Annotated in this window: 25 protein-coding genes; 5 read left to right on the forward strand and 20 right to left on the reverse strand. The window is 36.6% G+C overall.

Annotated features, from left to right (window positions below):
- Window positions 1–275: 275 nt before the first annotated feature.
- The 11 genes from NST21_RS16030 to NST21_RS16080 all read right to left on the reverse strand — a co-directional run bounded on the left by NST21_RS16030 (window position 276) and on the right by NST21_RS16080 (window position 9737).
- A complete protein-coding gene (locus tag NST21_RS16030; protein WP_255264044.1) occupies window positions 276–398 on the reverse strand; it encodes a hypothetical protein in 123 nt (40 codons plus the stop codon).
- A 117-nt stretch (window positions 399–515) separates the two neighbouring features.
- Entirely contained in the window at window positions 516–941 is a 426-nt protein-coding gene (locus tag NST21_RS16035) for a nucleoside 2-deoxyribosyltransferase (RefSeq protein WP_340451947.1), read from the reverse strand.
- Window positions 942–1591: 650 nt separating this feature from the next.
- The gene (locus tag NST21_RS16040) at window positions 1592–1912 is read right to left on the reverse strand and encodes a type II toxin-antitoxin system HicB family antitoxin (RefSeq protein ID WP_056520599.1); all 321 of its coding nucleotides are present in this window, start codon (window positions 1910–1912) and stop codon (window positions 1592–1594) included.
- 108 nt (window positions 1913–2020) lie between these two features.
- Window positions 2021–2302, reverse strand: a complete 282-nt coding sequence (locus tag NST21_RS16045; RefSeq protein WP_082527392.1) for a DUF4190 domain-containing protein — start codon at window positions 2300–2302, stop codon at window positions 2021–2023.
- A gap of 174 nt (window positions 2303–2476) precedes the next feature.
- A complete protein-coding gene (locus NST21_RS16050) occupies window positions 2477–3127 on the reverse strand; it encodes an amino acid ABC transporter permease (protein ID WP_056520598.1) in 651 nt (216 codons plus the stop codon).
- A 14-nt stretch (window positions 3128–3141) separates the two neighbouring features.
- Complete coding sequence (locus NST21_RS16055; protein ID WP_053346384.1) at window positions 3142–3780, reverse strand: amino acid ABC transporter permease; 639 nt, start codon at window positions 3778–3780, stop codon at window positions 3142–3144.
- A gap of 126 nt (window positions 3781–3906) precedes the next feature.
- A complete protein-coding gene (locus NST21_RS16060) occupies window positions 3907–4734 on the reverse strand; it encodes a transporter substrate-binding domain-containing protein (RefSeq protein WP_340890169.1) in 828 nt (275 codons plus the stop codon).
- Between the two features lie 22 nt (window positions 4735–4756).
- Window positions 4757–5485: an amino acid ABC transporter ATP-binding protein gene (locus NST21_RS16065; protein ID WP_053346386.1), complete on the reverse strand. Its 729-nt coding sequence runs from the start codon at window positions 5483–5485 to the stop codon at window positions 4757–4759.
- 507 nt (window positions 5486–5992) lie between these two features.
- On the reverse strand, window positions 5993–6403 hold the full coding sequence (locus NST21_RS16070) for a hypothetical protein (protein ID WP_340890173.1): 411 nt from the start codon (window positions 6401–6403) through the stop codon (window positions 5993–5995).
- Between the two features lie 378 nt (window positions 6404–6781).
- On the reverse strand, window positions 6782–7444 hold the full coding sequence (locus NST21_RS16075; RefSeq protein ID WP_340890174.1) for a DUF421 domain-containing protein: 663 nt from the start codon (window positions 7442–7444) through the stop codon (window positions 6782–6784).
- Window positions 7445–8834: 1390 nt separating this feature from the next.
- On the reverse strand, window positions 8835–9737 hold the full coding sequence (locus tag NST21_RS16080; RefSeq protein ID WP_056520588.1) for an AEC family transporter: 903 nt from the start codon (window positions 9735–9737) through the stop codon (window positions 8835–8837).
- A 265-nt stretch (window positions 9738–10002) separates the two neighbouring features.
- On the opposite strand from NST21_RS16080, the gene NST21_RS16085 reads away from it, so the two are divergent.
- The 3 genes from NST21_RS16085 (at window position 10003) to NST21_RS16095 (ending at window position 13454) form a co-directional block, all read left to right on the forward strand.
- The gene (locus NST21_RS16085) at window positions 10003–10455 is read left to right on the forward strand and encodes a nucleoside deaminase (protein WP_377377866.1); all 453 of its coding nucleotides are present in this window, start codon (window positions 10003–10005) and stop codon (window positions 10453–10455) included.
- 28 nt (window positions 10456–10483) lie between these two features.
- On the forward strand, window positions 10484–12253 hold the full coding sequence (ade, locus tag NST21_RS16090; protein ID WP_340890177.1) for an adenine deaminase: 1770 nt from the start codon (window positions 10484–10486) through the stop codon (window positions 12251–12253).
- Window positions 12254–12389: 136 nt separating this feature from the next.
- The gene (locus NST21_RS16095; RefSeq protein ID WP_340890178.1) at window positions 12390–13454 is read left to right on the forward strand and encodes a lactonase family protein; all 1065 of its coding nucleotides are present in this window, start codon (window positions 12390–12392) and stop codon (window positions 13452–13454) included.
- Between the two features lie 176 nt (window positions 13455–13630).
- Here NST21_RS16095 and NST21_RS16100 read toward each other — a convergent pair whose 3' ends face one another.
- From NST21_RS16100 to NST21_RS16125, 6 genes are all read right to left on the reverse strand, one after another.
- A complete protein-coding gene (locus tag NST21_RS16100; RefSeq protein WP_340890179.1) occupies window positions 13631–14428 on the reverse strand; it encodes an endonuclease I family protein in 798 nt (265 codons plus the stop codon).
- A 93-nt stretch (window positions 14429–14521) separates the two neighbouring features.
- Window positions 14522–15136 carry an NUDIX hydrolase gene (locus tag NST21_RS16105; RefSeq protein ID WP_328116462.1) on the reverse strand — a complete coding sequence of 205 codons (615 nt, stop codon included), beginning with the start codon at window positions 15134–15136 and terminating at the stop codon, window positions 14522–14524.
- Window positions 15137–15412: 276 nt separating this feature from the next.
- Window positions 15413–17425, reverse strand: a complete 2013-nt coding sequence (locus tag NST21_RS16110) for a bifunctional metallophosphatase/5'-nucleotidase (protein ID WP_340890180.1) — start codon at window positions 17423–17425, stop codon at window positions 15413–15415.
- A 502-nt stretch (window positions 17426–17927) separates the two neighbouring features.
- Window positions 17928–19268, reverse strand: coding sequence for an aspartate aminotransferase family protein (locus tag NST21_RS16115; RefSeq protein ID WP_340890183.1), 1341 nt, complete (start codon window positions 19266–19268; stop codon window positions 17928–17930).
- A gap of 68 nt (window positions 19269–19336) precedes the next feature.
- Window positions 19337–20794 (reverse strand): CoA-acylating methylmalonate-semialdehyde dehydrogenase, encoded by a 1458-nt coding sequence (locus NST21_RS16120; RefSeq protein ID WP_340890184.1) that lies wholly within the window; start codon window positions 20792–20794, stop codon window positions 19337–19339.
- Between the two features lie 376 nt (window positions 20795–21170).
- Window positions 21171–21719 carry a GNAT family N-acetyltransferase gene (locus NST21_RS16125; RefSeq protein ID WP_056520569.1) on the reverse strand — a complete coding sequence of 183 codons (549 nt, stop codon included), beginning with the start codon at window positions 21717–21719 and terminating at the stop codon, window positions 21171–21173.
- Between the two features lie 122 nt (window positions 21720–21841).
- On the opposite strand from NST21_RS16125, the gene NST21_RS16130 reads away from it, so the two are divergent.
- Both NST21_RS16130 and NST21_RS16135 read left to right on the forward strand, forming a co-directional pair.
- On the forward strand, window positions 21842–22804 hold the full coding sequence (locus NST21_RS16130; protein ID WP_340890188.1) for a D-2-hydroxyacid dehydrogenase: 963 nt from the start codon (window positions 21842–21844) through the stop codon (window positions 22802–22804).
- Window positions 22805–22989: 185 nt separating this feature from the next.
- Window positions 22990–23190 (forward strand): cold-shock protein, encoded by a 201-nt coding sequence (locus NST21_RS16135; protein ID WP_029714163.1) that lies wholly within the window; start codon window positions 22990–22992, stop codon window positions 23188–23190.
- A gap of 246 nt (window positions 23191–23436) precedes the next feature.
- On the opposite strand, the gene NST21_RS16140 is transcribed toward NST21_RS16135, so the two are convergent.
- From NST21_RS16140 to NST21_RS16150, 3 genes are all read right to left on the reverse strand, one after another.
- Window positions 23437–24291 carry a crotonase/enoyl-CoA hydratase family protein gene (locus NST21_RS16140; protein ID WP_340890189.1) on the reverse strand — a complete coding sequence of 285 codons (855 nt, stop codon included), beginning with the start codon at window positions 24289–24291 and terminating at the stop codon, window positions 23437–23439.
- A 232-nt stretch (window positions 24292–24523) separates the two neighbouring features.
- Window positions 24524–25516, reverse strand: a complete 993-nt coding sequence (locus tag NST21_RS16145) for an ABC transporter ATP-binding protein (RefSeq protein ID WP_053346400.1) — start codon at window positions 25514–25516, stop codon at window positions 24524–24526.
- Window positions 25517–25529: 13 nt separating this feature from the next.
- Window positions 25530–26543, reverse strand: coding sequence for an ABC transporter ATP-binding protein (locus tag NST21_RS16150; RefSeq protein ID WP_340890192.1), 1014 nt, complete (start codon window positions 26541–26543; stop codon window positions 25530–25532).
- Window positions 26544–26576 lie beyond the last annotated feature (33 nt).

Here is a 26576-nt window from a genome sequence, read left to right on the forward strand (position 1 = left end):
AAACAGCTAATCATAACCGCATTGTCTTTCATTACATACAAGGAGGGAATACAAATGTACGATGAACTACTCATAAATATAATTAAAGTAACTTTTGTTGCCGGTACTATATCAATGTTTGTGATTTTAGGATTCGTTAAAGGGCGCCATTTTTAATTTTTTTCCCACTTCTTAATATGGACTTCACTGCCTGATTACTTTATATTTCTTTTTATAATGGTAATCAGGTTAATTTTCCCACAGAAAAGAAGCATATCCTCTAGGCATGCTTTACTTTACCAGTTATCCGTTTTATCTAATAATTGATCAATGTCAAATGTATAGAGATGGAATGGAACTGACTCTTCGGCAATCTCTTCTGTAGCTAGCAACAATTGGTCGATATCTATAATAGCCAAAACAGTCTGCCTCCCTTTTAGTTTAAGTAACTTTTACCCTCATTTTTAATATATTAAACATTACGTTCAAAAGATATTTTATTTGAGGGTATCTTTACCTATTTCTACATTTGAGATTTATTTAAGGTGCAGTGAACTTGTTTCATCTACTCCTTGTGAAGAAAGCGTATGTATCAATTTAACAAGCTTATATAACGTTCCACTACAAATAGTTACTCCGGGTAGATTATGGAAAATCGATTTTTTATTAATATGGTAATTGTCTTTCTCTGGAGAATATACAACAATTTTCTTATTTAAGGACAAAGCATATCCAAGCTCATAAAGATTTCCTTTACCTGCAGTAAGAAAAATTAGCATGAAATCTGCATCCTCAATCCCCTTTTTTTCGTACTCCCCTATACTATCTATAACTCCTTGTTTATCGTCGTTCTCGATTAAATTCGAGTCATTTACACATGTAAATCCCTTGGCATTCAATTTTTTTATCAACGATCTAACTTGCTTCAAATTTTTTTCGTCTGATGCTATATAATATTTCATTCATATACCTCCAAATCTTTAACTATTGATACTTTTTACCTAGATTACCTTTACTATACATATTCGTTATAGAGAACGCAATATCCTTTCCAAAAAAATATTAATTTTAATAAATAAGGATTATTTCATTAAGTAATTGTTTTTCATATTTTATTTAATTTTAAAAAACAAAACCATCATTCCTCTATAGGTAATGATGGTTTTGTTTTCAATATTATATTTTTCAAAGAAGGTCTCTTTCCCCTTTGCTCCCATACTATAACTCAATAATCGGATGCGCTCTCCATGCCTTCAGGAAAAAAGTTATCAAATTATATCTCTTCATTTGCTATCATTGTTTTCCTGATTTCGAGATCATAACATTGACAAACAAGTAAGCCTTTTTAGGCTCGAGAATGCAAGACCCAATATCTTTGTAACGGTTTTAACATACCAATGCGCCAATTTATATAAGGTTATTTTTTAGGAGAAAGAATTATATTCTGCAGTTACAAGATCTATCGATTTCAATTGGGCTATTACATAAGCTGGTAACCCAAATGGCAATTTTTCTTTTCAGCTAGATACTTCAGTTTTTACAACTTCTAAAGGACTCATAGATGTTATTATTATCAAACAAAAAACCTTGTCTTCTACCAGGCAAGGTTTTTTTATTTCTCATATATGATATTTTCTATTTCAATGCGAAATGGAGCAGCCTCGCATATATTAATACCTCTATCTAAATTCACTTTTTCCATTTCACTGGCATCAGGGATTGTTTTTTTGTCGTGAATAAAATGTTCGACCATGGATTCTAACAGTTCTTGAGCACAAGCTAAAGCTTCGACCCGATTTCTGCCGCTAACGGTTGAGATAATTCCTTTTCGCTTAAAATCTGGAAAACAAACTTGAACGGAAAATGAGTCTAATATTAAGGGGTGTTTTTCGTAATAAAAAACGGCTGGATACTCATAGATCTGAACGGTCAAAAATATCATCCCTCCTATGAATATTTAGGTTTTTATGTTAATTATAGCACAAAATTCCATCTAAAATAGTTTCAACTTATTTTTCTTTGTCAAGTTTACATTTGAAATTTAATAAACCATACTGTCCGTATTTACTGCGAAAAAAAATAACACAAGAAAAATAAGAATCGTAATCACATTTAGGATTATTCCGATAATACTACATATTTTACCAGCAGTCACCAAACCCTTTCCAGATTCCCCCGATTGGGCCATTTCTTTTTTACTCTTTGAAGCAAAAATCAAACCTAGAATACCTAATATAATTCCGATGAATGGAATAAGAAGAGATAAAATCCCCATAATTAATGATACAATTGCTTTACTATTACTTTGTTTAATTTCAGACAATTATTCCACCTACTTTCTTTTTTACTTATATATACGGTTTATGTCAGTAAAAGATTCATTTATTGAGTAATTCATTGCAAACTACTTTTTGATACTATGCCAATTGAGTGGATTGAATCCTCCAAATAAAACATGAATGTTAAAAAAACCGACTCAAATAATGAGTCGGATTTTTTAAGTTCGTTTCAATTCAAGTCTCTGTGCTACTATAGACAAACTATAATTAACGACGAAATACATGAGAGCAACGAGAATTAAAATTGGTATTAAAAATTTTTGACTTTGCCCATAAATAATTTGGCCATGATGAGTTAGCTCCGGTAATGATATAACAACCGCTAAAGAGGTATCCTTTAATAAAGATATAAATTGACTGACAATAGGAGGTACCATGCGGCGCAAAGCCTGAGGGAGGATGATATGTATCAATGCCTGTACATAGCTCAAACCTGATGAACGCGCAGCCTCCATTTGGCCTTTATCAACGGATTTTAATCCACTTCGAATTACCTCAGAAAGCATGGCTGACTCAAAAATTGTCAAGGCAACGATAGCAGCCGGAATGATTTCTAATTTTATTCGTATCTCTGGTAAAGCAAAATACGTAAAAAATATAATTAATAGCAGTGGTAAATTACGTACTGTTTCCACAATCATTGCTAATATTTGTGATAACACTGGCACTTTTGCATAGCGGATTATTCCCACAAGCCCACCAATAATGAAGCTCAAAATAATAGATACAAAGGCCACCTGTATTGTTACCCAAAAACCTTCTAATAAAAATTTGATATTATCTGGTGTATAGGCACCTGCAAAATCCATGTCTTATACCTCCCTCAATTACTCTTAGCCAGACGTTTTTCTAAATAACCAACGCCAAGACTTAAAGGAATGGTAAGAATTAAGTAAAAAGCTGCGACGAAAATATAGACATCGAATACAATAAATGTCCTTGAAGAAATCAAATCACCATGGTACATAAGATCAAGCCCAGCAACCACGGCTAAAATGGAAGAATTTTTAACAAGATTGATAAATTGGTTTCCGAGCGGGGGAATAACTATTTTTACCGCTTGTGGCAGAATGACAAGTCTCATTGCCTGCCCATAAGTCAGTCCTGATGAACGCGCAGCTTCCATTTGGCCCTTTGGTACAGAAAGTATACCAGCACGAATGGCTTCTGCTATAAAAGATGACGTGTAAATAGTTAAGGCTAAGGTTCCTGCGTATATTCCACTTAATTTAAGACCCAAAAAGAAGAAAAATGTAATAATCAATAACGGAATATTTCGAATAATCTCGACATAGGCGGTTCCAAGCCAGTTTAGTGGCTTTAGCGGGGCTATCCGCATAATAGCAACAAGCACACCAAGAATCAAACTCGCTACCAACGCTATCAAACTCGACATGATTGTATTTTTGAAGCCTACTAAATACATATCTAGATTCTCTGTTAAAATGGAGAAATCAAGCACGGCATACACTCCCCTAACTAATCAGGATGAGTAATTTGCTCATCCTGACAGATGACAATGTTTAAACTTCAGAATTATTATAAAAATCCAATTTAAACTTATTCACCTTTTTAAAAGGTAAATGTATTAATGTTTAATCCATTTATCATGGATTTCATCATACTTGCCTGAATCTTTAAGAGACTTAAGTGCCTTATTCAATTCAGCCACAAAGTTTTCATTTCCTTTTTTAACAGCAATTCCATAAGGTTCGTCTGTAAATGTACCACCAACAAGCTCATAATTCGGATCTTCATCTGCCATTCCATAAAGGATGGAATCATCTGTAGTTAAGGCGTCACCTTGGCCAGACTTAAGTGCAGCAAATGCTTCAGAATAGTTTTCAAATTCCAGTACTTGTGCGTCAGGAGCTTTTTCACGGATATTTATAGCTGAAGTCGAACCTTTTACAGCCAATACCTTTTTACCTTTTAAACTATCAATACCTTTAATATCGCTTCCCTTTTTAACAAGTAAAGATTGTCCAGCATCAAAGTATACATCAGTGAAATCAACTTCTTTTTTACGATCATCTGTGATTGTCATAGTAGCTACAATCGCATCGATATCTCCATTATTCAATAATGCCATTCTTGTTTTCGAAGTTACTTCTTTGAAATCAACTTTCTTTTCGTCACCAAGGATCTCAGCTGCAAGAGCTTTAGCAATATCAATATCAAAGCCTTCTACCTCACCTGTACTCGGGTTTTTCAAGCCGAATAACCGTGTATCATTTTTTACGCCGAAAACAATCTTATCATTATCCTTTACCTGTGTTAGAACGTCTTTATCTTTGTCTTTGCTTCCGCTTTCTTTACCATTATTGTCCACTTTGTCCCCGCCACAGCCAGCTAATAAAATTACAGCCAGTACTGATAGCAATGATAATTGCAACCACTTTTTTTTCTTCAACATGTTATTCACCCCTGTTTTTTATTTAATGATTTAATATACGGCTAAGAAATAATCGAGCCCTCTCTTCACGAGGATTTGCGTAAAACTCAGCCGGTATTGCCTCTTCTAAAACCTTGCCCTCGTCCATGAAAACGATTCGATCTGCGACTTCACGGGCAAATCCCATTTCGTGCGTTACTACGACCATCGTCATTCCTTCATGGGCAAGTGCCTTCATTACATCCAGTACCTCGCCAATCATTTCTGGATCCAAGGCTGAGGTTGGTTCATCAAACAACATGATTTCCGGTCCCATAGCCAAGCCTCTGGCAATGGCTACCCGCTGCTGCTGTCCACCTGAAAGCTGCGAAGGAAAAGAATTTGCTTTATCTGCAATTCCCACCTTTTCCAAATACTTTTGCGCGATTTTTTTCGCTTCAGCATCTGTTTGTCCTAAAACCTTCTTAGGAGCAAGCATGATATTCTCAAGCACGGTTTTATGAGGATAGAGATGAAAATGTTGAAAAACCATACCAATATTTCGGCGCAGCTTGTTTATATCTGTTTTCTTATCCGCTACATTCAAACCGTTAACCGAAAGTGAACCTTCTGATATCGTTTCTAAGCGATTAATACAACGAAGCAGTGTACTTTTTCCAGAGCCGGATGGACCAATGACAACAACTACTTCCCCTTTGTTAATTGTAAGATTAATATTTTTCAAAACATGAAAATCACCATAATACTTATTAACTTGATCAAAAACAATCATAATTAACCTCCCTAAGCCTGTAAGATATGTAAAAGTGATTAAAGTCCGAAAATTAATAATAATCAGAATTCTAAATATAGAAAGTTGCAATTTGTTGGGTAAAACATCTTCTTTTTAATATCTATCTGAAATCATAAGTTAAACCTTCATCTTCTATTATTTCCCTTGAAACGATGAAAATATATAAGACGATTATTAAAGCTATATTAAACTAGTAATTTAAATATCATATTCTATCATTACATTTTTATTATATCTAATATTTCTTAAAATTACCATATAAACTTAAAATTGTTAAAATCCTCATTATGTTTCATGATATTATTGCTATATTTCATAAATCTCACCTAATCAGGTCCATTTCCCCACTCATTATTTTCCTCCATAATCAAAAAAAGTATTTATTTCCCAAAAACACTGGTCAGTGGTACGTACGTTTTAGCGGAAGACAGCAAATGTTAATAAAACAAGTAGACCAATAAAAAAGACAGCAATACGCCGTCTTTTTTATTCCTTTATAGCATCTTCAAACGGCGCTGAAAATAGACCTTTTGGTCCCAACATATCCGTTTCCGATTCACGACTTTCCCCATCCACAATATAATAACCTGCAGGAAAAAAATCAAACAAATTACTTTCCCTATGCAGCTTTAAGAAATACTCGTATAGATCATCCATAAGTTGTTGGTGTTCTTCTAACTTTATGATTTCACCACATTCATCAATTTCAAAATTTTCGTTAATCGCATCTTGAAGTTCTTCATGATTTGAAGCGGCGATATAAAGATCCACATCTCCACATTCCATACATAGCAGAAGTCTTTCTTCCCGCACCTCTTCATAGGAGTTTCGAACAATTTCTTTTAAAACGGAATCAATTTTGTCAGGATTAGCTAGTTGGATTTTAGTCTGAAACACAAAATCTCCTCCCCAGTTTTTTTAAAAATAATTGTTTATACAATTATAAACTAGCTGCGCAGAAAATAAAAAAAGTAAGCTCAGCTCTAGAATTTTATGCTAGATTCCACATGCCAGACTGCCTCTTTTTCTTTAGTTGAATCATTCCAAGACACGATAGCTACGCATCCTGTAACAAAGGATCCTGCATCATTCCAAACTTCTCCAGGAAGTTTTATTAGAACACTAAAAAAGCCATTCCCTCCTCAATATAAAGAAGGGATATCTAGGCCCCACCTGTTAAAAGAGCTTTTTTTATTTTTCAAGTTAAATTAGCATATAGGATTTTATGAATCTTGTGGTGTTAAAATATCCTGAATGCCGCATAATTATCTCCTATCAATTCATTACATAAAAAACTCCATTCCTGCCGACGACTCCATATCGAACATCCTTAGCCGTTATTTTGCGATCTTTGCATTGTTTCATAACCCATTCTTTGTTGTAGACAGAGGTTAAATTTTTTGTAATAATTACACCATTAAATATGAGTTCAATGGGAATTTCGGAAGATAATAGATCTTTATCTTTCTTCAATAATGGCTGGTATTCTTCTTTTTTTTCAATCGAAAGTTTACCGCTAACTTCAAGTATTGCTGTTTCAATTTGATCTATCTTAAATACCCCTTGTTCCCTGATTTGCTGTTTTAAATCATCGATAGAATATTTAGCTTTTCTCATGTTGAACTCATTGATTTCCCCTTTTTCAATAATAATAATAGGCTGTCCTGATAAGTATTTTCGAAAACCTCTTTGTTTGAAAGAAAAAATAGAAGATAGAAAAAAGATAAAAATCAGTGTTAGAAAAGAAGCAAGTGTTGGAAAAAATTTAAGGTTTGTATCAAATCCCATATTTGCAATATAGGAGCCAACTGTTATGGATAAAGCAAAACTATAATAATTTAGTTGGGAATTCATGCGTTTACCAAACAAGTATGTAAAAACAAGTAAGACTATATAGGAAATACCTGTACGAAGAATTGGTTGCATTAAGTCTTCCATGAAAAACTCCTTTTAGTATGTTTCAAATTTCTTTGAGATTTCTTATTCCAATAAATACAACAGATCTAAATCAAACCCGTATACTTTTCGTGGTTTTCTCCTTCCAAATATAAATAAAAAATCCCCTCACTTTATTTGCTCTATAAACCATCATAATTATTATGTCCATTTTTTTCAAAGCCTTAATGATTGATAATAGCTGCATTTGTCAAAGTCAGCTTAATTTCTTAGTTTGAGTTGTTCTACTAATGCTATTTCTATTTACCCTTGCCGCTACTAAGTTCAGACATAGTAATACCGTTACAATTATTAAGTAACTTTCCTAACTTAGGCCTATTCTATTCTTTCCTAACCATAACTTTAAATCAGTTCTCTTAGCTATTTTTCGTTCCCTATTATTGACTGATCTTTACGTCTTTATTCACCATCTATTATTTGGTTTTTGCAAAAATATTGTGAAATATGAACAAGCATTTTCCATTGGCAATTACACCATCCTTATTAAGCGTTATTCTCTTGAATCTTGCAGCTATGATTAATCCAGTCTTTATCGGAATCGCTGCAGGTCTTCTCCTAATTACGCTAATTGGGGTACCGTTCTGAAAATGCGGTTTTACAACATTAAGTATATCTTTCTAACGATTCCCCACCTATACGAAGAAAAATGTATCATTGATCTACAGGTTCAAAAATAGTCATTGGGCAACCTTTTCTGAAATCCCTTTATAGTAAAATTAACATTTCGAAAGGATGGTTAATTTGATGCTAACTAAAGAGAAAAAAACTGGAGTCACCCATTTATCTATCATCTATTATCGTTCTTAATGTTGCATTGATGGGTATTTATTTATTAGCTATTTTGGCATTTTCCCATCTACTTGGATGGATGCATAGCTTTTTAATCCACGTATCTCTTATTGCATAATAGTATATGAATTTTAACATCAATTATCCTTATACACTTTTGCAATGTAAAAAAACTTGTACAGATTATTGATGTACAAGTTTTTCACACATATTATTCATGGCCAAGAGGTTTAATCAGATTTAATCTTGACGCCTTTTTCGCAGATAAAATATCAAATACAATTCCTATTGCCAGAGAGAAAGCAGCACCTACAAGAACATTCTGCCACAAAATAAGAAATGGCAGTACTATATATATACGTATTCATAGCGAATAAAGCATGAAGCTCACTTCTGAATTTGCTATTTTTTTCAACAGTCATTAATACTTCAAGAGTAATAAAAACCGATATAATTGGGGACAAAATCCCTGTAATAATCAAAGTAATATTTCGGTTTGTTTTTTTGTAGGTACGGAAAGATTTTAAATTTCATAATAAACTAAAGTTTCCTAATTTATTTTCATAAATATTAAAATATTAATCTATAATACAAAGAAAAAGACGATAGGAAGCGTAATCAAACTTAAGGATGTACTAATGAACGTGGCACTTGATACAAATTCAGGCTCCGTATTAAATTGGAGAGCGTACATCGTGGTGTTAGCTGCCGTCGGCATAGCAGCTACAATAATCATAATATGCCTGACCATATCATCTACCGGCAAAGCAAGTGATAATAGGAAAGCAATGGCTGGAGATATAGCAAGCTTTACCAGCAACGAGATAGAGAGCTTTTGTAGCGCAATTTTTTTTAGTGAGATGTTGGCAAGCTGCATTCCAAGTGTAATCATAATTGTCGGAATTGCCGCATTTGCAACAAGGTTGACGGCTTCCATAACCGAATTGCTTAAAGGAATGTTCACAAACTTAAAAACCACACCTGCAATTGCTCCGTACACAATCGGCATCCTACACACGGCTTTAAGTGCAGAATGTACTCCGTTACCTTCCGGACTTCCCTTTGCAGCAAAATATATACCTATTGTACACATGACTAACTGCTGGCCTACCATTAGAATGATGGCATAATCAAGTCCTGCTGCTCCAAATAGAAGGAAAATGACTGGTGTTCCGTAATTTCCATTATTCATGAATGCGGACGCTAAGATCATCCCACTCGTTTCCGTTACTGTATAATTACGAAAAAACGAAATGATATAGACAACCAAAATAAGAGAAAGACAGAGTACAATCGTGAATAAAAACAGATAAAAATAATTAACATTAAATTCAGCTGTATAAAACGTACGGAACACAAGAAAAGGTGACATTAAATATAATGCTGCCGTCGAAATGGATTTTGTATCAAGTTGAAATTTTTTCTGACCGACGAACCCTAAAACAAAAATACCGAATATCGGTAAAAGAACTCCCAAAAACCCCATACATTTCACCTTCATAATCTTAATGATTTTCTTCTAACAATATCAGTTTTAAAATAATTTGTAAAAATACTACTCAATATTTTAAATATTTTATACGTTATATTTTCTAACACAAAAGTATTTTTAATTATTTTCTGAAAATATTATTCAACTTTTATCCATATATGGTATATTATTTATTATATTTACGTCATGAAATATCACACAAACTCTTTACTGTTTATCTAAAATATTTTAAGGGGTGTTTTAATTGGATGTAAAATTCATGGAGATGGCAGTTCAACTTGCATATGAAAATGTATTAGCAAAGAACGGAGGACCATTTGGGGCTATTATTGTAAAAGATGGCGTGGTTGTTGGAAGAGGTTGTAATAATGTGACAACAGCCAATGATCCGACCGCTCATGCTGAAGTACAAGCGATTCGTGATGCTTGCAGAAATCTTAACAGTTACCAGCTTACTGATTGTGAAATATACACAAGCTGCGAACCGTGTCCAATGTGTATCGGTGCTCTTTATTGGGCCCGTCCAAAAGTGATTTATTACGCTTGTACAAAAGAGGATGCTGCCTGTATCGGCTTTGATGATCATTTTATATACCAAGAACTCGCCCTACCAATGGAGAGCCGTTCTATTAAAATGCAGCAAATGTCTTTTAGTAACCATGATTTACCGTTCCGTACATGGGAGACATATTCGGAAAAAGTGAAATACTAATCGGAAAGATTTTTTAGAAAAGGAGGGCATGATAATGGAAAAAAATTTGCTTCAAAGGAGAATCGACGTTGCGTCAGGAAGAAAGCCTGCTGATTGCGTTATTAAAAATGGCCGGATTATTGATGTATTTAATGGCGACACCTATACTGGCGACATCGCAATCGTGGATGGTTTTTTTGCCGGTATTGGAAGTTACGATGGCATATCAGAAATTGACGCCGCTGGAAAATATGTTTCACCCACCTTTATCGATGGTCATGTCCATATTGAATCCTCAATGGTTCGTCCTTCTGAACTAGCAAAAATACTGCTTTTACATGGAGTGACCTGCATTGTTGCAGATCCGCATGAAATTGCCAATGTTTCAGGAACAAAGGGCATTCAATACATGATCGAACAATCCAATGACCTTCCTTTTGACTTCTACTTTATGATGCCATCTTGTGTACCGTCGACAAAATTCGAACATTCAGGTGCTGTCTTAAATAGCGAAGATCTAACTCCATTCTATCAAAATCCAAGGGTGCTTGGTTTAGCCGAAGTGATGAATTTTCCAGCCGTCTCCAATACAGAAGAGGATATGCTGCAAAAATTAAACGATGCAATAAAACATGGCAAAAACATTGATGGCCACGCCGCGGGCTTAACCGAACAACAGCTCAATGTGTATATGTCTGCAGGTATTAAAACCGATCATGAATGCACCACAGCAAAAGAGGCAAAAGAGAGACTTCGTAAAGGAATGTATCTTATGATCAGGGAGGGCACTGTTGCAAAAGACTTAATAAACCTGGTTCCAGCCATAAACGAGAGAAATTCCCGTCGTTGTTTATTTGTCACAGATGACCGGCATCTGGATGATATTGTGTCAGAAGGAAGCATTGACCATAACGTTCGACTTTCCATAGAAAATGGCATTCCCCCTCTGACTGCAATTCAAATGGCGACCATTAACGCGGCCGAATGCTTTGGGTTAAAGGAACACGGGGCAATTGCACCTGGATATAAGGCAGACTTTCTTCTATTTGATGATCTTGTTTCTCTCCAAATTCACTCCGTATTTAAAGATGGAAATCTTATTGTACAAAATAATCAACTAATAAAATTTCCGGAAAACAAGGAATGTATTATGGAAAATGATTTAAAACATTCTGTAAACCTTCATAATATAACAGAGAAAGATTTATCCATTCAGCTCAAAAATAAATTGGCTAATATTATTGAAATAACACCAAACAGCTTGGTTACAAAGCACCTGATTGAACCGGTTTATCTTAATAATGGCCTATTCCAGTTTTCTGAACGAAATGATCACATTAAGCTCGCAGTTATTGAACGGCATCATATGACAAAACAAATAGGGCTCGGAATTGTCAAAGGACTTGGCTTGCAATCAGGTGCGATTGCCACGACAGTCGCCCATGATTCACATAATTTAATCATTGCGGGCACGAATGATCAGGATATGCTCATAGCAGCAAAGGAAATTAAAAAGATGCAGGGTGGATTGGTCGTAATCCAAGATGGAAGAACACTTGCTTCCCTCCCTCTCCCTATTTCCGGATTAATGAGCACAGGTACTTATAATGAAGTTGTTGAATCCTTAAAAAGGATCGACGAAGCGTTATTAACACTCGGTGCTAATCGCCATTTCAATCCTTTCCTGACTCTCGCCTTTTTAGCACTTCCTGTTATCCCGGAAATTAAACTGACAGACCAAGGCTTATTTTCGGTCTCCTCTTTTATGCACATCTCTATCGAAGCAGTTTTACCAGTCAATAGAATGGAAAATACATAATCCCCTACAAGGGGGATTTTTATTCATTCAAAAACTTCTACATAATAAAGGTTCCAACTCCACTTAAACCAGGAAAAAGGTATATATGTGCTTTCTATGTTAAAATAAACTCAAATCTTTCTTGGAGGGGATAAATATGGTAAAACAGAATCAACAAACCATTATAGGATATATAGGAACATACACAAAAGGAAACAGCAAGGGCATTTATCGTTTTACTCTCGATACAGTTGAAGGAAAAATAAGTACACCTGTACTTGCAGCAGAATTAACCGATCCAACATATATCACAATTAGCGAAGACAATAAGCATCTATATGCCATTTTAAAGGAAGCAGGAAGCGGCGGTGTTTCTGCCTACTCCATCAATGAAGATTCAAGCGATCTTACTTACCTAGGCAAACAACTTACACCTAATGGGTCTTCTTGCCATATCAGTATCGATAGCGAGAAACACATTTTAGTTACTTCCAATTACGGAGACGGCATTATTGAAGCTTATCAACTTCAGAAAGATGCGACCCCTCTACCTGTATCATCCACTATCCGCCATGAAGGAAAAGGACCGAATAAGGATCGTCAGGAAAAAGCACATACACACTTTGCAGGATTCACACCGGATGAAAAGTTCATAGCGGTAGTTGATCTCGGAATTGATAAAGTCATCACCTATAAAATACATAATGGAGTCTTGGAAGAAGTACATAGTTTATCAGTAGCTCCCGGCAGCGGCCCCCGGCATTTGACCTTCCACCCTAATGGAAAATTTGCATTTGTGATGGCAGAGCTAGTACCCGAAGTTATTGTGTTAAGCTACGACAGCTTAAACGGGCGCTTTTCTGAATTACAAACCGTACGGACTGTTCCAGAAGATTTTAGTGAAAATAATCAAGGCAGTGCCATTCATATTTCAGCGGATGGGCATTTCGTTTATGCCGCAAACCGTGGACATGATAGTATTGCTGTTTTCCAAACTGATCATGCAACCGGTAATCTTACATTAGTTGAACTGGTATCAACCGAAGGCCACTGGCCACGGGACTTTGCAATAGATCCTAGCGGAAGATTCCTTGTTGCTTCTAATGAAGAATCAGGAAACTTGACACTATATTCTCGGAATGAAAGTACTGGAAAATTAACATTACTTCAAAAGGATGTTCAAGTTCCCTTCCCTGTATGTGTGAAATTTCTTCAAGGCTAATCTTATTGGTAATACCTAAAAAAAGGATTGGAGCTAAACTACAGCTTCAATCCTTTTCTTTTTCAATAAACAAATGCATTATTATCTAATATATCCATTTGTAAAATTGATTTCTTTAATCTATTTTTACGACAGACTTTCAAATTTGATAATAATAAATAAATAAATTTATTTCTCTACTTCCATACCTCCGCCATTTCTGGGAAATCAATGAATGGATTTCGGTTACCCTGCACTTCAAATATAGCTTGGTTTCTATGCTTTTCATAAAGACTGACTGGAAAAAGCTGATGCCATTCTAACAATAGTTCCATGTTAACATTGGCGCTATCAATGATCCCCTCATATCGGAGTAAAAAATACAGAGTCGCCCTGGCCACAATACCTTTACCATATTCTGGCTCGAATTTTCCTTCCTCTGTCTTTCCGCAACCCTCTTTTATACCTCTAGATGATACCTCAGGCACATAATCCTTGAAGTCATGATATGGATAGTTCCCTCGGCTACTGTTACAAGTTGGTTCACAGGCAAATAAGTGATGCAAATCCCCCCTCATCGGTTCTTTTTTACTAAACCATGATTGAGGTACGACATGTTCGCAATTAACGATAATATTTTCAACATTTGATGTTTGAATGTCTTTTGTCAAGATTTCAAGGATACGAATATCTTCCTCTATGACCTGCACAGGGTCCATCCTTTTCCCCGAATACAAACTTTTCAGCTTGCCGTTTTCCTGTAAATCAACCCATGGATAAACATGACGATGTGGGGAGTAGTTCAGCTGGTTTTTGTGGGTGGTTACAAGCAGGTTGTTCAGTCTTTCTCTGTCCCAGGAGCCAGCCTGATAGTATTCTTCCTGAATTTTTCGATCTTTTTTTTCATCGTAGTATTCACGGTTTTCACTGAATTTCACAAGTTCGGCTAATGCCAATTCTCGTTCCCTTTCAAGTAATTCCAAACTATTCTTCATCCACTCATCCCCCCGCCTTTTATTAAACCTAACTTTTACCATATTTAAAGTTTAATAGATTTCAATTCAGAATAAAAGGTGCTTTAGAAGTGTCTAACGTAGAATTTCAATAAAATGGGTAAGAATTTTCGCCGTCATTCCCCAGATTACTCGGCCGTTATACAAGTAGAAATATTCTTCCATTTGTCTAGGCTGCCATTTATAATTTTCCCCGCCAACTACTAATTTGTGGGGGAAGTTATCGGGTGGTTCGACTCTATAGTTCACATGATAGATCTCTGGCGGTTTTTCCATAAAAAAAGACAGGGGTACCGTAAAAATTGTTTCCACTTCAGAAGGGTTAGGTGTTATTTGATGATGGTTACGGACAAATCCTGCATAGGGATAAACAATCATCCCAAACGGAGAAACCAGATAATCAATCGGAAAGACATTATATATATCTTCCTTTTTCAAACCAAGTTCTTCATGTGTTTCCCTGAGAGCTGCTGCCTGCTCATTACTATCCTGTTTATCGATTCTTCCGCCTGGAAAACAAATATCCCCTGGCTGCCTTCTTAGTTTGTGTGAGCGCTCTTCAAAAAGAACATGTATGCCATCTTCTTTTTCTAAGAGGGGTAAAAGCACTGCATACTTTGAGAAATTCCCACTCCCTAAAATTTCGGGGTTATGTAAAGTTAATTTTTTGGTTATGTCTTCATTTTTCATGTCCCACACCTCTTTTGACTGATAATAATAAAGATGAGATCTTTTTTTCTCCAATCATTTATTATAATTCTATTTTCAAACATCTGGTATAACTAAGCAAGGAAAACGATTCCATTGTATTATCTTTAATATATACAATGTTTATCATTCATTTAAACAATAAGGTAGCTATTCATTTAGTTTTAGTTATTTTTCAGCATCCTTATGCTAAACAATATTTTTGACTGCCTGTATTTGCGACTCGACCAAACTAAACTTCTAAAAGCAACCTCCTCTTTATTGCAGCTTGTTTTTGTTTCTGGTAGTGCGCTGATTAAATTGATAGCTGCTGACATTGCCATATTCTTCAGATCCAAGACTTGAATTCATAATTGTGGAATCAATCAAATCATTTACATAAATATACGTTGATAATCCTTTAGATGAGAGAGCTATTGAATGTGGTCCTGATTTGATATGACCAATAGTCAAAATCCCTTTTTCATCTGTTTTTCCCTTAAATGCTTTCCCTTTATCAATCGTATACACCACTTCACTATTAGCGACAATCTCTCTGCCTTTTTTGATTGTAATAGCTGCAGTATAAGGATAGTACACATGAGAAGTAACTGCCCTTGACCTTCTTTTGCTTACCGGATAGTAAAAAACTCCATCCCCCGCTTTGGTCAACTTTGTAATGTACTCTTCAAATATTATATCCAATGAAGCACCTTCACCAATATTAGTTAGGCTTTTTAGCATTGTATAGCCATCTCCACCGGCTGTTTCAAAATTATTTGAAGCAAGTACGATTTTTGTCGTAGTGTCTGAACGATTTAATACTTCGCCATCTGACCCTTCTGCATCAAGTAAAATGATTTTAGTGACCCGTTCGCCTTTTGTAAACGGCTTTGTAGTGTCTGTCGTATTGGCAGCGGTTTTGGATGGATCAAATTCAAATCGCATTCCTGAAATTTGTGGATACCTTCCATCCACACCGGTAATAAACCCAGTTTTCGGATTAACGCTCTCTATTTTTGAAACACCATTTTCCAGTACATCATATAAAATAGCAGGACTAACTTCTTTGAGAAATAAAATATTACCAAAAGGGAGGATCGAAATGACTTGTCCTCGGGTAATAATACCCTCAGGTATCGAATCGCGTATGCCTCCCCCATTTATCAAGGAGACAATCGGCTGGTTTTCATAACTGGATTCTTTAACCTGTGACGCAGCAGACCAAAACATTGAATCCGCAATCAAATCTCCTAGGTTAGTTTCACTAATCCTGCCGATAGCAATCCCATTTACTGTCGCACCCCAAAGAGGGGTTTCAGTTCGGCCAACAACTTGATTAAAGCTCGTACCTTGTGATTCACTGATTTTTTTAGTGAAGTTAGCCACTTCGACTTCAGACTTGTAGGTCAAAGATTCTGTTTTAGATATCAAGGTTTCTTTTGCTTCGACTATTTCATCATTTATTAGAGTAATGTCCACTTTGCCTACATTTGCACTTGCACTGCCGGTTTGAGCAATCAATGTTCCATTCACATGCTCATTAATGAGAGTATGACTGTGACCATCCAATAAAACATCAATTCCATCTACTTCAATTGCAATATCTTCACTTTTCAATTTACTGGAAGTTTCATTGCCTATATGAACAATACCGACAATAACATCTGCTCCTGCTTTTTCTAACTTGTCGACCTGATTTTGTGCAGTTTTTAAAGGATCTTCAAATGTAACTCCCTTCACATTATTCGGGTTAGTTTTATACGCGGTTTCTTGAGTGGTAATTCCAAAGAACCCTACTTCTACTCCATTAATTTCTTTAATGAAGAACTCCCCGTTATTTCCGTTTATACCTGCAAGAAGTGGTTTGCCCCTATATATCGTGTTGGCTGAGATAACAGGAAATTTAGCAAGTGCCACATTCTTTAACACTTGTTCCAAGCCAAAATCAAATTCATGATTCCCCAAAGCCATACCATCATAACCAGCTGCATTCATTAAGGTAATCATATCTTTACCTTTTCTTAAATTAGCAAAAGGAAGGCCCTGGGTTGCATCCCCAGCATCAATCAGCAGAGAATTCGATTCCATATTTTTCATACTTGCAATAATATCAATACCAATCTGAATCGAATTATTCAGCAAATGGCCATGCATGTCATTGGTGTGAAAAATCGTGATTTGCTTGTTTCCATTCTCTGCTGTTGCCACCAGCACATTATTTGGTAATAATGAAAAAACGATTACCAATGAACTAAGCATAGAAAAGGTGCACAAAATTGATAACTTCAACCCAGATCCCCCCTTATTCACCATTTCAGTTCATTAAAGAACAACCAACCATCTTAAATTAGGAATATTATTATTTATTGCCTTTAATTAAAAAAATAATAAGTTCTATAACAACAGGGAAATAATGTAAACTGGTTATGGTTTTCGTATTCCTGAAACATGCCTTGTGTAATTTCCTAAAGATAAGAGTTTCAAGATCTAAGAACAATATCCATCTAAAGATAGACAATAACAATACCTGCAGTACATCAGAAATACTTTGGGATTTTTTCGTAATTTTCCAAGATTTTAAGGAAGAAAGAATCAGGGAAATTAGAGCGCAGATTGCATCTGACTTTCCTATAAATTGGTGATATAAATCATATAACCCTACAATTTTTAGTGCATTCTAGTTTTTCATCACTCCTCTAGTACTTTTCAAGGAACGGAGATAACATACTTTAATATACAAAAAAGGAACAGAAGAAAAATAGATTCTGTTCCCACTGTTTATTAATATTTTTTACAGTTCAGCTAATACTTGCTTTACCGTCATTACAATAAAAGAAAAATCCTCTTCAGTAATACTTAACGGAGGTGCAAGCGTCAGGACATTATTGAAACCAGCAACGGTATCACCATTCTTGCCGATGATGAGTCCTTTATTTTTGCACGATGCAATTACTTTATTGATTTTGGAAATATCAATCGGTTGTTTTGTTTGTTTATCTTCCACAAGTTCAATTCCAACCAACAAACCTTTGCCACGGACATCTCCAACATTTGGATGAGACTTAATTTCATCGAATTCTTGTAGAAAACGAAGACCTAAATCTTTGGACCGTTCAATTAGTTTCTCATTTTCATATATCTCCATATTTTTCAAAGCCAAGGCACAGGAAGCAGGATTGCCACCAAATGTATTTACGTGTCGGAAGCGGTCATATTCTTCGGAACCAGCGTAAGCTTCATAAATTTCACGTTTTACAGCTGTAGCGGAAAGCGGCAGGTAAGCGCTAGTAATCCCTTTTGCCATGGTAATGATGTCTGGTTGAACATCATAATTCATAAATCCAAACTTCTTACCAGTACGGCCAAAACCGCAAATAACCTCATCTGAAATAAGAAGAACTCCATTTTTCTCACAAATTTCTTTAACCCTTTTCATATATCCATCAGGAGGCATCAGAATCCCTCCGCCAGTAATAATCGGTTCCATAATAACTGCCGCTACCGTTTCACTTAATTCCCATGTAATGGCACGATCAATTTCCGCAGCACTTTTTTCACCGCTTTCGTCTTCTGGATTACGGTATAAATCAGGAGGTGAGACATGAAGAAACCCTGGCGCAAGCGGTTCATATTTATACTTCCGTTGTGCCTGCCCAGTCGCTGCGAGCGCTCCCATTGAATTTCCATGATAAGCACGATAACGGGAAATGAATTTATAGCGTCCATGTTCACCCTTTTGCTGATGATACTGACGGGCAATTTTAAAAGCGGTTTCATTTGCTTCTGAACCACTGTTCGAGAAGAAAATTACATAATCTCCTCCCAGCCAATCATTTAACTTCTCTGCAAGCTTAATAGCGGGAATGTGACTGTTTGTTAAAGGAGAATACGGAAGTTCCTTCAGCTGCTCGTAAGCTGCTTCTGCTAGTTCTGTCCGTCCATAACCAACATTGACACACCATAATCCTGACATCCCGTCAAGATAACGATTTCCATCAACATCCGTGATCCATGCCCCTTCCCCTTTTTGAACGACCATTGTCCCAGGATTCGGTCCAGCTCCTTTCATATGATGCCAAACATATTTTTCATCTATTGTCTTAAGATCTTGACCTTGTTTTTCAACCTGCATAATCCCCACTCCTCTTATAATTGTATAAAGGAAGGCCGACCATAAATAGCGTCGACCTCCTTTCTATATCAGTATCTTGCTGTTAGCATTTTTTTCCTTGTGTAAAATTCTACGCCGTCTCTTCCATTTGCATGCAGGTCTCCATAAAATGAGCTTTTATAGCCGGAGAATGGAAAGAATGCCATCGGAGCAGGTACACCAAGATTCACCCCTAGCATTCCTGCATCAATTTCTTCACGGAATTCACGGACAGCTTTCGCGCTATCTGTATAGAGACAGGCACCATTAGCAAATTCGGATTGGTTAGTTAATTCGATTGCTTCCTCAAGTGTATTAACCCGCACTATTGATAAAACAGGAGCAAAAATTTCATCCTTCCAAATTTTCATATCTGTTTTAACATGATCAAATAATGTTGGTCCTACATAATAGCCGTTTTCCTGATCACCTTCATTTCGACCGTCACGAAGGAGAACAGCCCCTTCATTTTCACCAATCTCAATATATTGTTCCGTTCTCTTTTTATGAGTATCACGAATGACTGGGCCAAGGAAAACTTCTTTATCCATTCCATTTCCAATCTTGATTTCATCAGCTGCTGCCTTTAATCTTTCTACAAGCAGATCTCCCACTTCTCCTACTGCAACAACTACTGAAGCGGCCATACAGCGCTCACCTGCAGATCCGAAAGCAGCGTTGGTAATGTTGGTTACTGCATTATCCAGATCTGCATCAGGCATTACAATTGAATGATTTTTTGCTCCTGATAAAGCCTGAACGCGTTTTTTATTAGCAGCTGCTGTTTTATATACATACTCAGCAACTGGCTGGGAGCCAACAAAAGATACTGCTTTAATGTCTTCATGCTCCAATATCCCATTCACCACATCGTGTGCCCCATGGACAATATTTACAACACCATCTGGAACACCTGCTTCTGTTACTAACTCAACAAGACGGTTGGCTAGGAGAGGCGTTCTTTCAGAAGGTTTTAGAATAAATGTGTTTCCACAGGCAATCGCAAGCGGGAACATCCAACATGGAACCATCATTGGGAAGTTAAATGGAGTAATGCCTGCTACTACTCCCATTGGATAACGGTACATGCCCGATTCAATACCCGGAGAAATATCCGGAAGCTGGCTGCCCATCATTAAGGTTGGCGCACCTGCAGCGAATTCCACACATTCAATACCACGTTGAACTTCACCATATGCTTCTGTATAGCTTTTTCCATTTTCAATGGTGACGAGCTTCGCAAGCTCATCCCAGTGTTCAATCAACAATTGCTGGTAGCGGAATAAGAAGCGAGCTCTTTTAGGTACAGCTACCTTTTTCCATTCTTTATAAGCATTTTTTGCAACCCGAACTGCTTGATTGACATCTTCTTTTGTGGAAAGCGGTACAATCGCCAACACTTCTCCTGTTGCCGGATTAGGCACCTCTTCATGTTTTGACGTTGTGGATTCTACCCACTTGCCACCAATATAATTTTTTAACGTTTCTACATCATTAATAACTGCCATTAAGACACCCTCCATTTCAACCCGATTTCATAGTTTTATTATATTTTTTAAACGGACTTTTTACATTAGACGTTTTGTATAGTTTTTGAATGATTATTTGCACATTTTGTTTGTTTTTAAATTTCATATCTTCATAGAGCCAGGGAATATTCCTCTTCAAAATTTGCGAGAGCTAGAAATGCAAATTGAAGGCTGTCAGTTTCCTTTCTATTATTATTGATAAAATGGGAAATGAGTGTTTTCCAGAATTTTCACATTGACGGAAACAGTGAGCTAACCTAAGAATTGGTTTGACTTCTTCAACATTTATAAGTCCATCCCCTTAAAAGTACAGCAACCCTTATAGATTTTTCGTAATCCTTTCATTAATGTATGATCATTTAATAATTGAATATAATTTCAGGTCCTCATGCTTACCTTTAACAAACATACCTTTACGCAAAATACCTTCAAAAGACATTCCAGACTTTTGCATGACCCGTTCTGAACCAAGATTATCCACAAAGCAGCGGGCCTGAATACGAACAAGATTCATATTTTCAAAACCAAACTCTATTACCTTTTTGGCAGCCTCCGTTATCATGCCATTTCCCCAATATTGTGGAGCAAGGACATACCCTATTTCAGCGATTTGATGATTCAAATGCCATGAAACAAAGTCGATAGTACCAATAAACTCACCATTGTCCTTGTATTCAATTCCCCATGGAGCAAGCTTATTATCTTCATAATTCTGTAACACGAATTGGATAAAATCTCTTGTATCAGATAGTGAACGATGCGGTTCCCACGTGACAAAACGAGATACTTCACTATCTGAAGCATATGCATACATATCTTCAGCATCCTTCATAGTGATTTTCCTCATAATTAAACGTTCTGTTTCTAAAGTTGGTAGCTGCCCATATATATCCTTCACCTTCATGATTACACCCCATCCTTGTTAGATATTTGTATTATATCAAGATTGCTTAGTAATCACTGTTTCCAATTGAATTATTCTCAAAACTTACGTATAATTCAGAAAAATGAAAGAGGATGATGATTATGCCAAATAAAAAACTCATTATTACCCAAAACCTGAATGAACATTTATTGCAGCAAGTTAAAGGATTGATTCCCGATTGGACTGTGATTACTGGAAGAGCCCCTGCAATGTGGCAGGATCATATAAACGATGCGGAAATAATCGCTGGCTGGAAATCAGAAATGTACGAACCTATATTATATGAAGCAAGTGAATTGAAATGGATCCAGACATGGAGTGCTGGAGTGAATGCTTTGCCACTGGAAAAATTAGAACAAAAGAATGTGCAGATTACGACTGCAAATGGTGTCCATGCATATCCCATTTCAGAGACCATTTTCGCCCTAATGCTCGCCTTTACAAGAAAAATAGATACATATGTTAAGCAACAGCAGGAAAAGACTTGGCACCACGCTGATATGAAGCAGGAAATTCACGAAAAGACTATAGGCATCATTGGGGTTGGAAAAATCGGGAAGGAAACAGCTAAAATTGCCAAGGCTTTTGGAATGACCGTATTAGGGGTTCGCCATTCTGGTAAATCAGAAGAATATGTTGATGAGATGTTCACCCAGAAACAATTGAATGATCTTCTCCCTAAGTGTGATTATGTTGTCGTGACATTACCTTTGACTCCAGAAACACAGAATATGTTCGGCACAAACGAATTCAAGTTAATGAAGCCTTCCGCTTTTTTCATTAATATTGGAAGAGGATCTCTCGTTGTTCAAAATGAATTGATTCAAGCGCTTAAGGACCAGCAGATTGCAGGTGCAGGACTAGATGTGTTTGAAACTGAACCACTTCCGGAAAGTAGCCCTTTATGGGAAATGAACAATGTCATCCTCACGCCACACACATCCGGAAACACTGAATATTACGACAAACGATTGATTGAAGATATTTTCATTCCCAATTTGAAGAACTATCTCAACGGTAAAAACCCTACAACAAATTTACTTAATTACAAGAAAGGATATTAACGAATCTTCATAGCAATTTCACAAAAAATAATCTTACTATGTTAGCTTGCAGATTCCGACATTATCTGTTATATTTAATAAGAATTATTTTTGTTCGGGAAGATTGATAAGTGAAACACTTTTCGTCTGAAGATTGAGCAAGGGTAGTAACACATTGTGTGGATTCACACTAGGAGGCAACAACAATGGAACAAGGTAAAGTGAAATGGTTTAACGCAGAAAAAGGATTTGGCTTCATCGAACGCGAAAACGGAGACGATGTATTCGTACATTTCTCAGCTATTCAAAGCGAAGGATTCAAATCACTAGACGAAGGTCAAGAAGTTACTTTTGAAGTTGAGCAAGGTCAACGTGGACCCCAAGCTACTAACGTTCAAAAAGCATAATTTTAAATACAATATATAACGGACTCTACTTGTAGAGTCTGTTTTTTTTCGAATAAAAATATTCTTTATAGAATATCTTTTTTTGAAAATAAAAAAACCCCTATTCACAAGGAATAGGGGAATATGAAACAAGTTTAGTAAATGGTAAACACAGTATAACACACTAAGAAAAGAAACCCTAATTTATCCGAAAAGTAAAAATTCTCACACAGTTCCTAAGAATGATTTCAATACAGAATTAATCATTTATTTTTTATCTGATTCGTATGTTCGATCCAGACCCCACGGGTAAAACGGCGGCATATCAGAGCTGCTCTTCATTGTAAATTCAGCTTTCCGTTTTTCTAAGAAAGCTTCGATTCCTTCTTGTGCATCAGCTTGCTTTCCGGTCCAATGAAGCATTTTCGATTCTATTTTATGTGATTCAACTGGATGATTTGCTCCAAGCATAGTCCACATTAGCTGCCGAGATAATGTCACAGACACGGAAGAGGTATTTTCCGCTATTTCAGATGCGATTTCCATTGCAATTGGCATCAATTCATCAGGCTCTACAATCTTGTTAACTAGTCTCCCCTCATAGGCCTCCTTAGCTGAAATCATTCTTCCAGTAAAAATCCATTCGGATGCCTTCCCCATTCCGACAAGTCTAGGCAGGAACCAACCACTGCAAGCCTCCATTGTAATACCTCGCCTTGCAAAAACAAACCCCATTTTCGCATCAGTTGAAGCAATTCTAATATCCATAGGCAAAGTCATAGTTATACCAATACCAACCGCTGCTCCATTAATTGCTGCTATTATAGGTTTCTTCATCTCAAAAATCCTTAATGATAAAACACCACCTGCATCACGGTACTCAACTAAAGGAGTGTGATCCATAAAAGTTTCTGCACCTTTTTCCAAATCCACGCCAGCACAGAAAGCCTTCCCTGCCCCAGTTAAAATAATGACTCGTACGTCATCATTTTCATCCGCTTCATCAAAAGCACGAATCATTTCCTCACACATTTTTTCATTAAAGGCATTCATTCTTTCAGGTCGGTTAAGTGTAATAATCATGACATGATCGACAATTTCACTAGTTATTGTGGAATACAACATTATTCCTCCTTATCTCACAAAATGAAGCCATTTCTGGGTTATTTTAATTTTACATATAATTACATTTTATATGTTTTATTTTCAAATTCCTAGATTTAATTATTATAAATCTATAAAAAATATTTTCTAAAAACCTAGTGGCATCTTTCCTGAAAATAAAAAGCTTTATTAATGTGTATTTTCAAAAAAAGACCAGCCGCAGATTTTGCAACTGGCCTCATTATTTTATTTACCAATATAAATGACAAGCAACGTAGTGCCCAGGTTTTTGTTCTTTCCATTCAGGCACAGCGCTAGAACATATCTCCATCGCTTTCGGACAACGAGTACGGAATACACAGCCGCTCGGCGGATTGATCGGACTTGGTACATCGCCTTTTAGTACGATCCTTTCCCGTTTAATAGTGGGATCTGGTATCGGCACTGCAGAGAGCAAGGCTTGTGTGTATGGGTGAAGCGGATCCTTCGTTAAAGAATCACTATCTGAAAGTTCCATCATTCTCCCAAGATACATAACTAAAATACGATCTGAAATATACTTGACCATCGATAAATCATGGGCGATGAATAAATAAGTCAAGCCCATTTCTTTTTGTAACTCTTTTAATAAATTTACTACTTGAGCTTGGATTGAAACATCAAGTGCAGAAATTGGTTCATCACAAACAATGAATTTAGGATTCAAAGCCAGCGCCCTTGCAATTCCGATACGCTGACGTTGTCCGCCACTGAATTCATGCGGAAAACGAGTGATATGTTCCGGACTTAAACCAACCAGTTTTAACAGGTCTTCCACCCGTTTTCTTCTCTCTTTACCTTTTGAAATCCCATGAATGGCAAGTGGTTCACCAATTAATTCTTCTACCTTCATCCTTGGGTTTAAGGAAGCGTAAGGATCTTGGAAGATCATCTGGATTTCACGGCGAATATGTGACATTTCACCAGGTTTGTAATCAAAAATATTTTTCCCTTGAAAAAGAACTTCTCCTTCTGTCGGTTCATAAAGGCGGGTTATCGTACGCCCAGCAGTAGATTTTCCACAACCGCTTTCCCCAACAAGTCCGACAGTTTCCCCTGCGTAGATTTTGAGATCCAAACCATCTACCGCTTTCAACGACTGTGAACCAACAGGGAAATATTTCTTCAGATTCTTTATTTCAACAAGAGGAGAATTTTCGTTGACTGTCTTTTCTTTTACTGACTTATTCTTTAGTGAAACCATTGGTTCTCCTCCTTTAAACATTAGTCGGTGCTTGAACGCGTGTTGCTTTTGCCATTGGATGGTGAAGCCAGCATGCAGCTGTCTGTCCCTCTTCTACTACCTCAAGTTCCGGGTCATGTTCTTTGCACACTTTCATTGCAGATTCACATCTTGGATAAAATGGGCATCCTTTTGGCGGATCTAACAAATCAGGTGGTGATCCGATAATAGGTACCAACGGAGCCGTTTTTTCCATATCCAGCCTTGGCACCGTTTTAAGCAATCCTCTTGTATATGGGTGTTGCGGGTTTGCAAATATTGCTTCAACTGTACCTGTTTCCACAACTTTACCTGCATACATGACTACTACCCTTTCGCAAGTTTCCGCAACCACACCTAGATCATGAGTGATTAAAATGATGGAAGTATCCATTCTACGTTGGATATCTTTCATCAGTTCTAAAATTTGCGCTTGTATCGTTACATCCAATGCCGTTGTAGGTTCATCGGCAATTAACAATTTCGGTTCACAGGCTAGAGCCATCGCTATCATCGCCCGCTGGCGCATGCCCCCTGAAAACTCATGTGGATATTGCTGCATCCTTTTTTCCGGCTGAGGAATACCTACCAGTTTAAGCGTTTCTAACGCTCGTTCATATGCATCTTTTCGAGAGATATTATTATTATGCTTTAAAATACCCTCCATAATTTGGCTGCCGATTTTAGTCGTTGGATTGAGCGAAGTCATTGGGTCCTGGAAAATCATGCTGATTTCATTTCCACGAATCTTCTGCATTTCCTTTTCACTCATTTTAATAAGGTCTTTACCACCAAATGATATTGACCCTTTTCCATACTCTGCTGGAGGTGTTTCCAATAATCGCATGATCGATTTCGCAGTAACACTTTTGCCGCATCCGGACTCTCCAACGATGGCGACGGCTTCCCCTTTTTTTACTTCAAAGTTCACGCCGCGAACAGCTTGTACTTTTCCTGCATACGTATGGAAGGTGATGTGTAAATTCTTAACTTCTAATAGGTTCTCCATCATCGTCCCTCCTATTCTAGTATTATCAAAATC

Origin of the sequence: Peribacillus sp. FSL K6-1552 (assembly GCF_038005205.1) — a bacterium.
GTDB classification, from domain to species: Bacteria; Bacillota; Bacilli; order Bacillales; family DSM-1321; genus Peribacillus; species Peribacillus butanolivorans.

What these genes read in the sequence shown, in the direction of transcription:
- NST21_RS16050 (WP_056520598.1), bottom strand. Translation starts at nt 3,127, where the DNA reads ATGGATTTTGCAGGTGCCTATACACCAGATAATATCAAATTTTTATTA.
- NST21_RS16100 (WP_340890179.1), bottom strand. Translation starts at nt 14,428, where the DNA reads ATGAAGAATAGTTTGGAATTACTTGAAAGGGAACGAGAATTGGCATTA.
- NST21_RS16135 (WP_029714163.1), top strand. Translation starts at nt 22,990, where the DNA reads ATGGAACAAGGTAAAGTGAAATGGTTTAACGCAGAAAAAGGATTTGGC.
- NST21_RS16035 (WP_340451947.1), bottom strand. Translation starts at nt 941, where the DNA reads ATGAAATATTATATAGCATCAGACGAAAAAAATTTGAAGCAAGTTAGA.
- NST21_RS16145 (WP_053346400.1), bottom strand. Translation starts at nt 25,516, where the DNA reads ATGGTTTCACTAAAGAATAAGTCAGTAAAAGAAAAGACAGTCAACGAA.
- NST21_RS16060 (WP_340890169.1), bottom strand. Translation starts at nt 4,734, where the DNA reads ATGTTGAAGAAAAAAAAGTGGTTGCAATTATCATTGCTATCAGTACTG.
- NST21_RS16105 (WP_328116462.1), bottom strand. Translation starts at nt 15,136, where the DNA reads ATGAAAAATGAAGACATAACCAAAAAATTAACTTTACATAACCCCGAA.
- NST21_RS16080 (WP_056520588.1), bottom strand. Translation starts at nt 9,737, where the DNA reads ATGGGGTTTTTGGGAGTTCTTTTACCGATATTCGGTATTTTTGTTTTA.
- ade (WP_340890177.1), top strand. Translation starts at nt 10,484, where the DNA reads ATGATAATGGAAAAAAATTTGCTTCAAAGGAGAATCGACGTTGCGTCA.
- NST21_RS16125 (WP_056520569.1), bottom strand. Translation starts at nt 21,719, where the DNA reads ATGAAGGTGAAGGATATATATGGGCAGCTACCAACTTTAGAAACAGAA.
- NST21_RS16150 (WP_340890192.1), bottom strand. Translation starts at nt 26,543, where the DNA reads ATGGAGAACCTATTAGAAGTTAAGAATTTACACATCACCTTCCATACG.
- NST21_RS16075 (WP_340890174.1), bottom strand. Translation starts at nt 7,444, where the DNA reads ATGGAAGACTTAATGCAACCAATTCTTCGTACAGGTATTTCCTATATA.
- NST21_RS16115 (WP_340890183.1), bottom strand. Translation starts at nt 19,268, where the DNA reads ATGCAGGTTGAAAAACAAGGTCAAGATCTTAAGACAATAGATGAAAAA.
- NST21_RS16065 (WP_053346386.1), bottom strand. Translation starts at nt 5,485, where the DNA reads ATGATTGTTTTTGATCAAGTTAATAAGTATTATGGTGATTTTCATGTT.
- NST21_RS16085 (WP_377377866.1), top strand. Translation starts at nt 10,003, where the DNA reads ATGGAGATGGCAGTTCAACTTGCATATGAAAATGTATTAGCAAAGAAC.
- NST21_RS16120 (WP_340890184.1), bottom strand. Translation starts at nt 20,794, where the DNA reads ATGGCAGTTATTAATGATGTAGAAACGTTAAAAAATTATATTGGTGGC.
- NST21_RS16130 (WP_340890188.1), top strand. Translation starts at nt 21,842, where the DNA reads ATGCCAAATAAAAAACTCATTATTACCCAAAACCTGAATGAACATTTA.
- NST21_RS16095 (WP_340890178.1), top strand. Translation starts at nt 12,390, where the DNA reads ATGGTAAAACAGAATCAACAAACCATTATAGGATATATAGGAACATAC.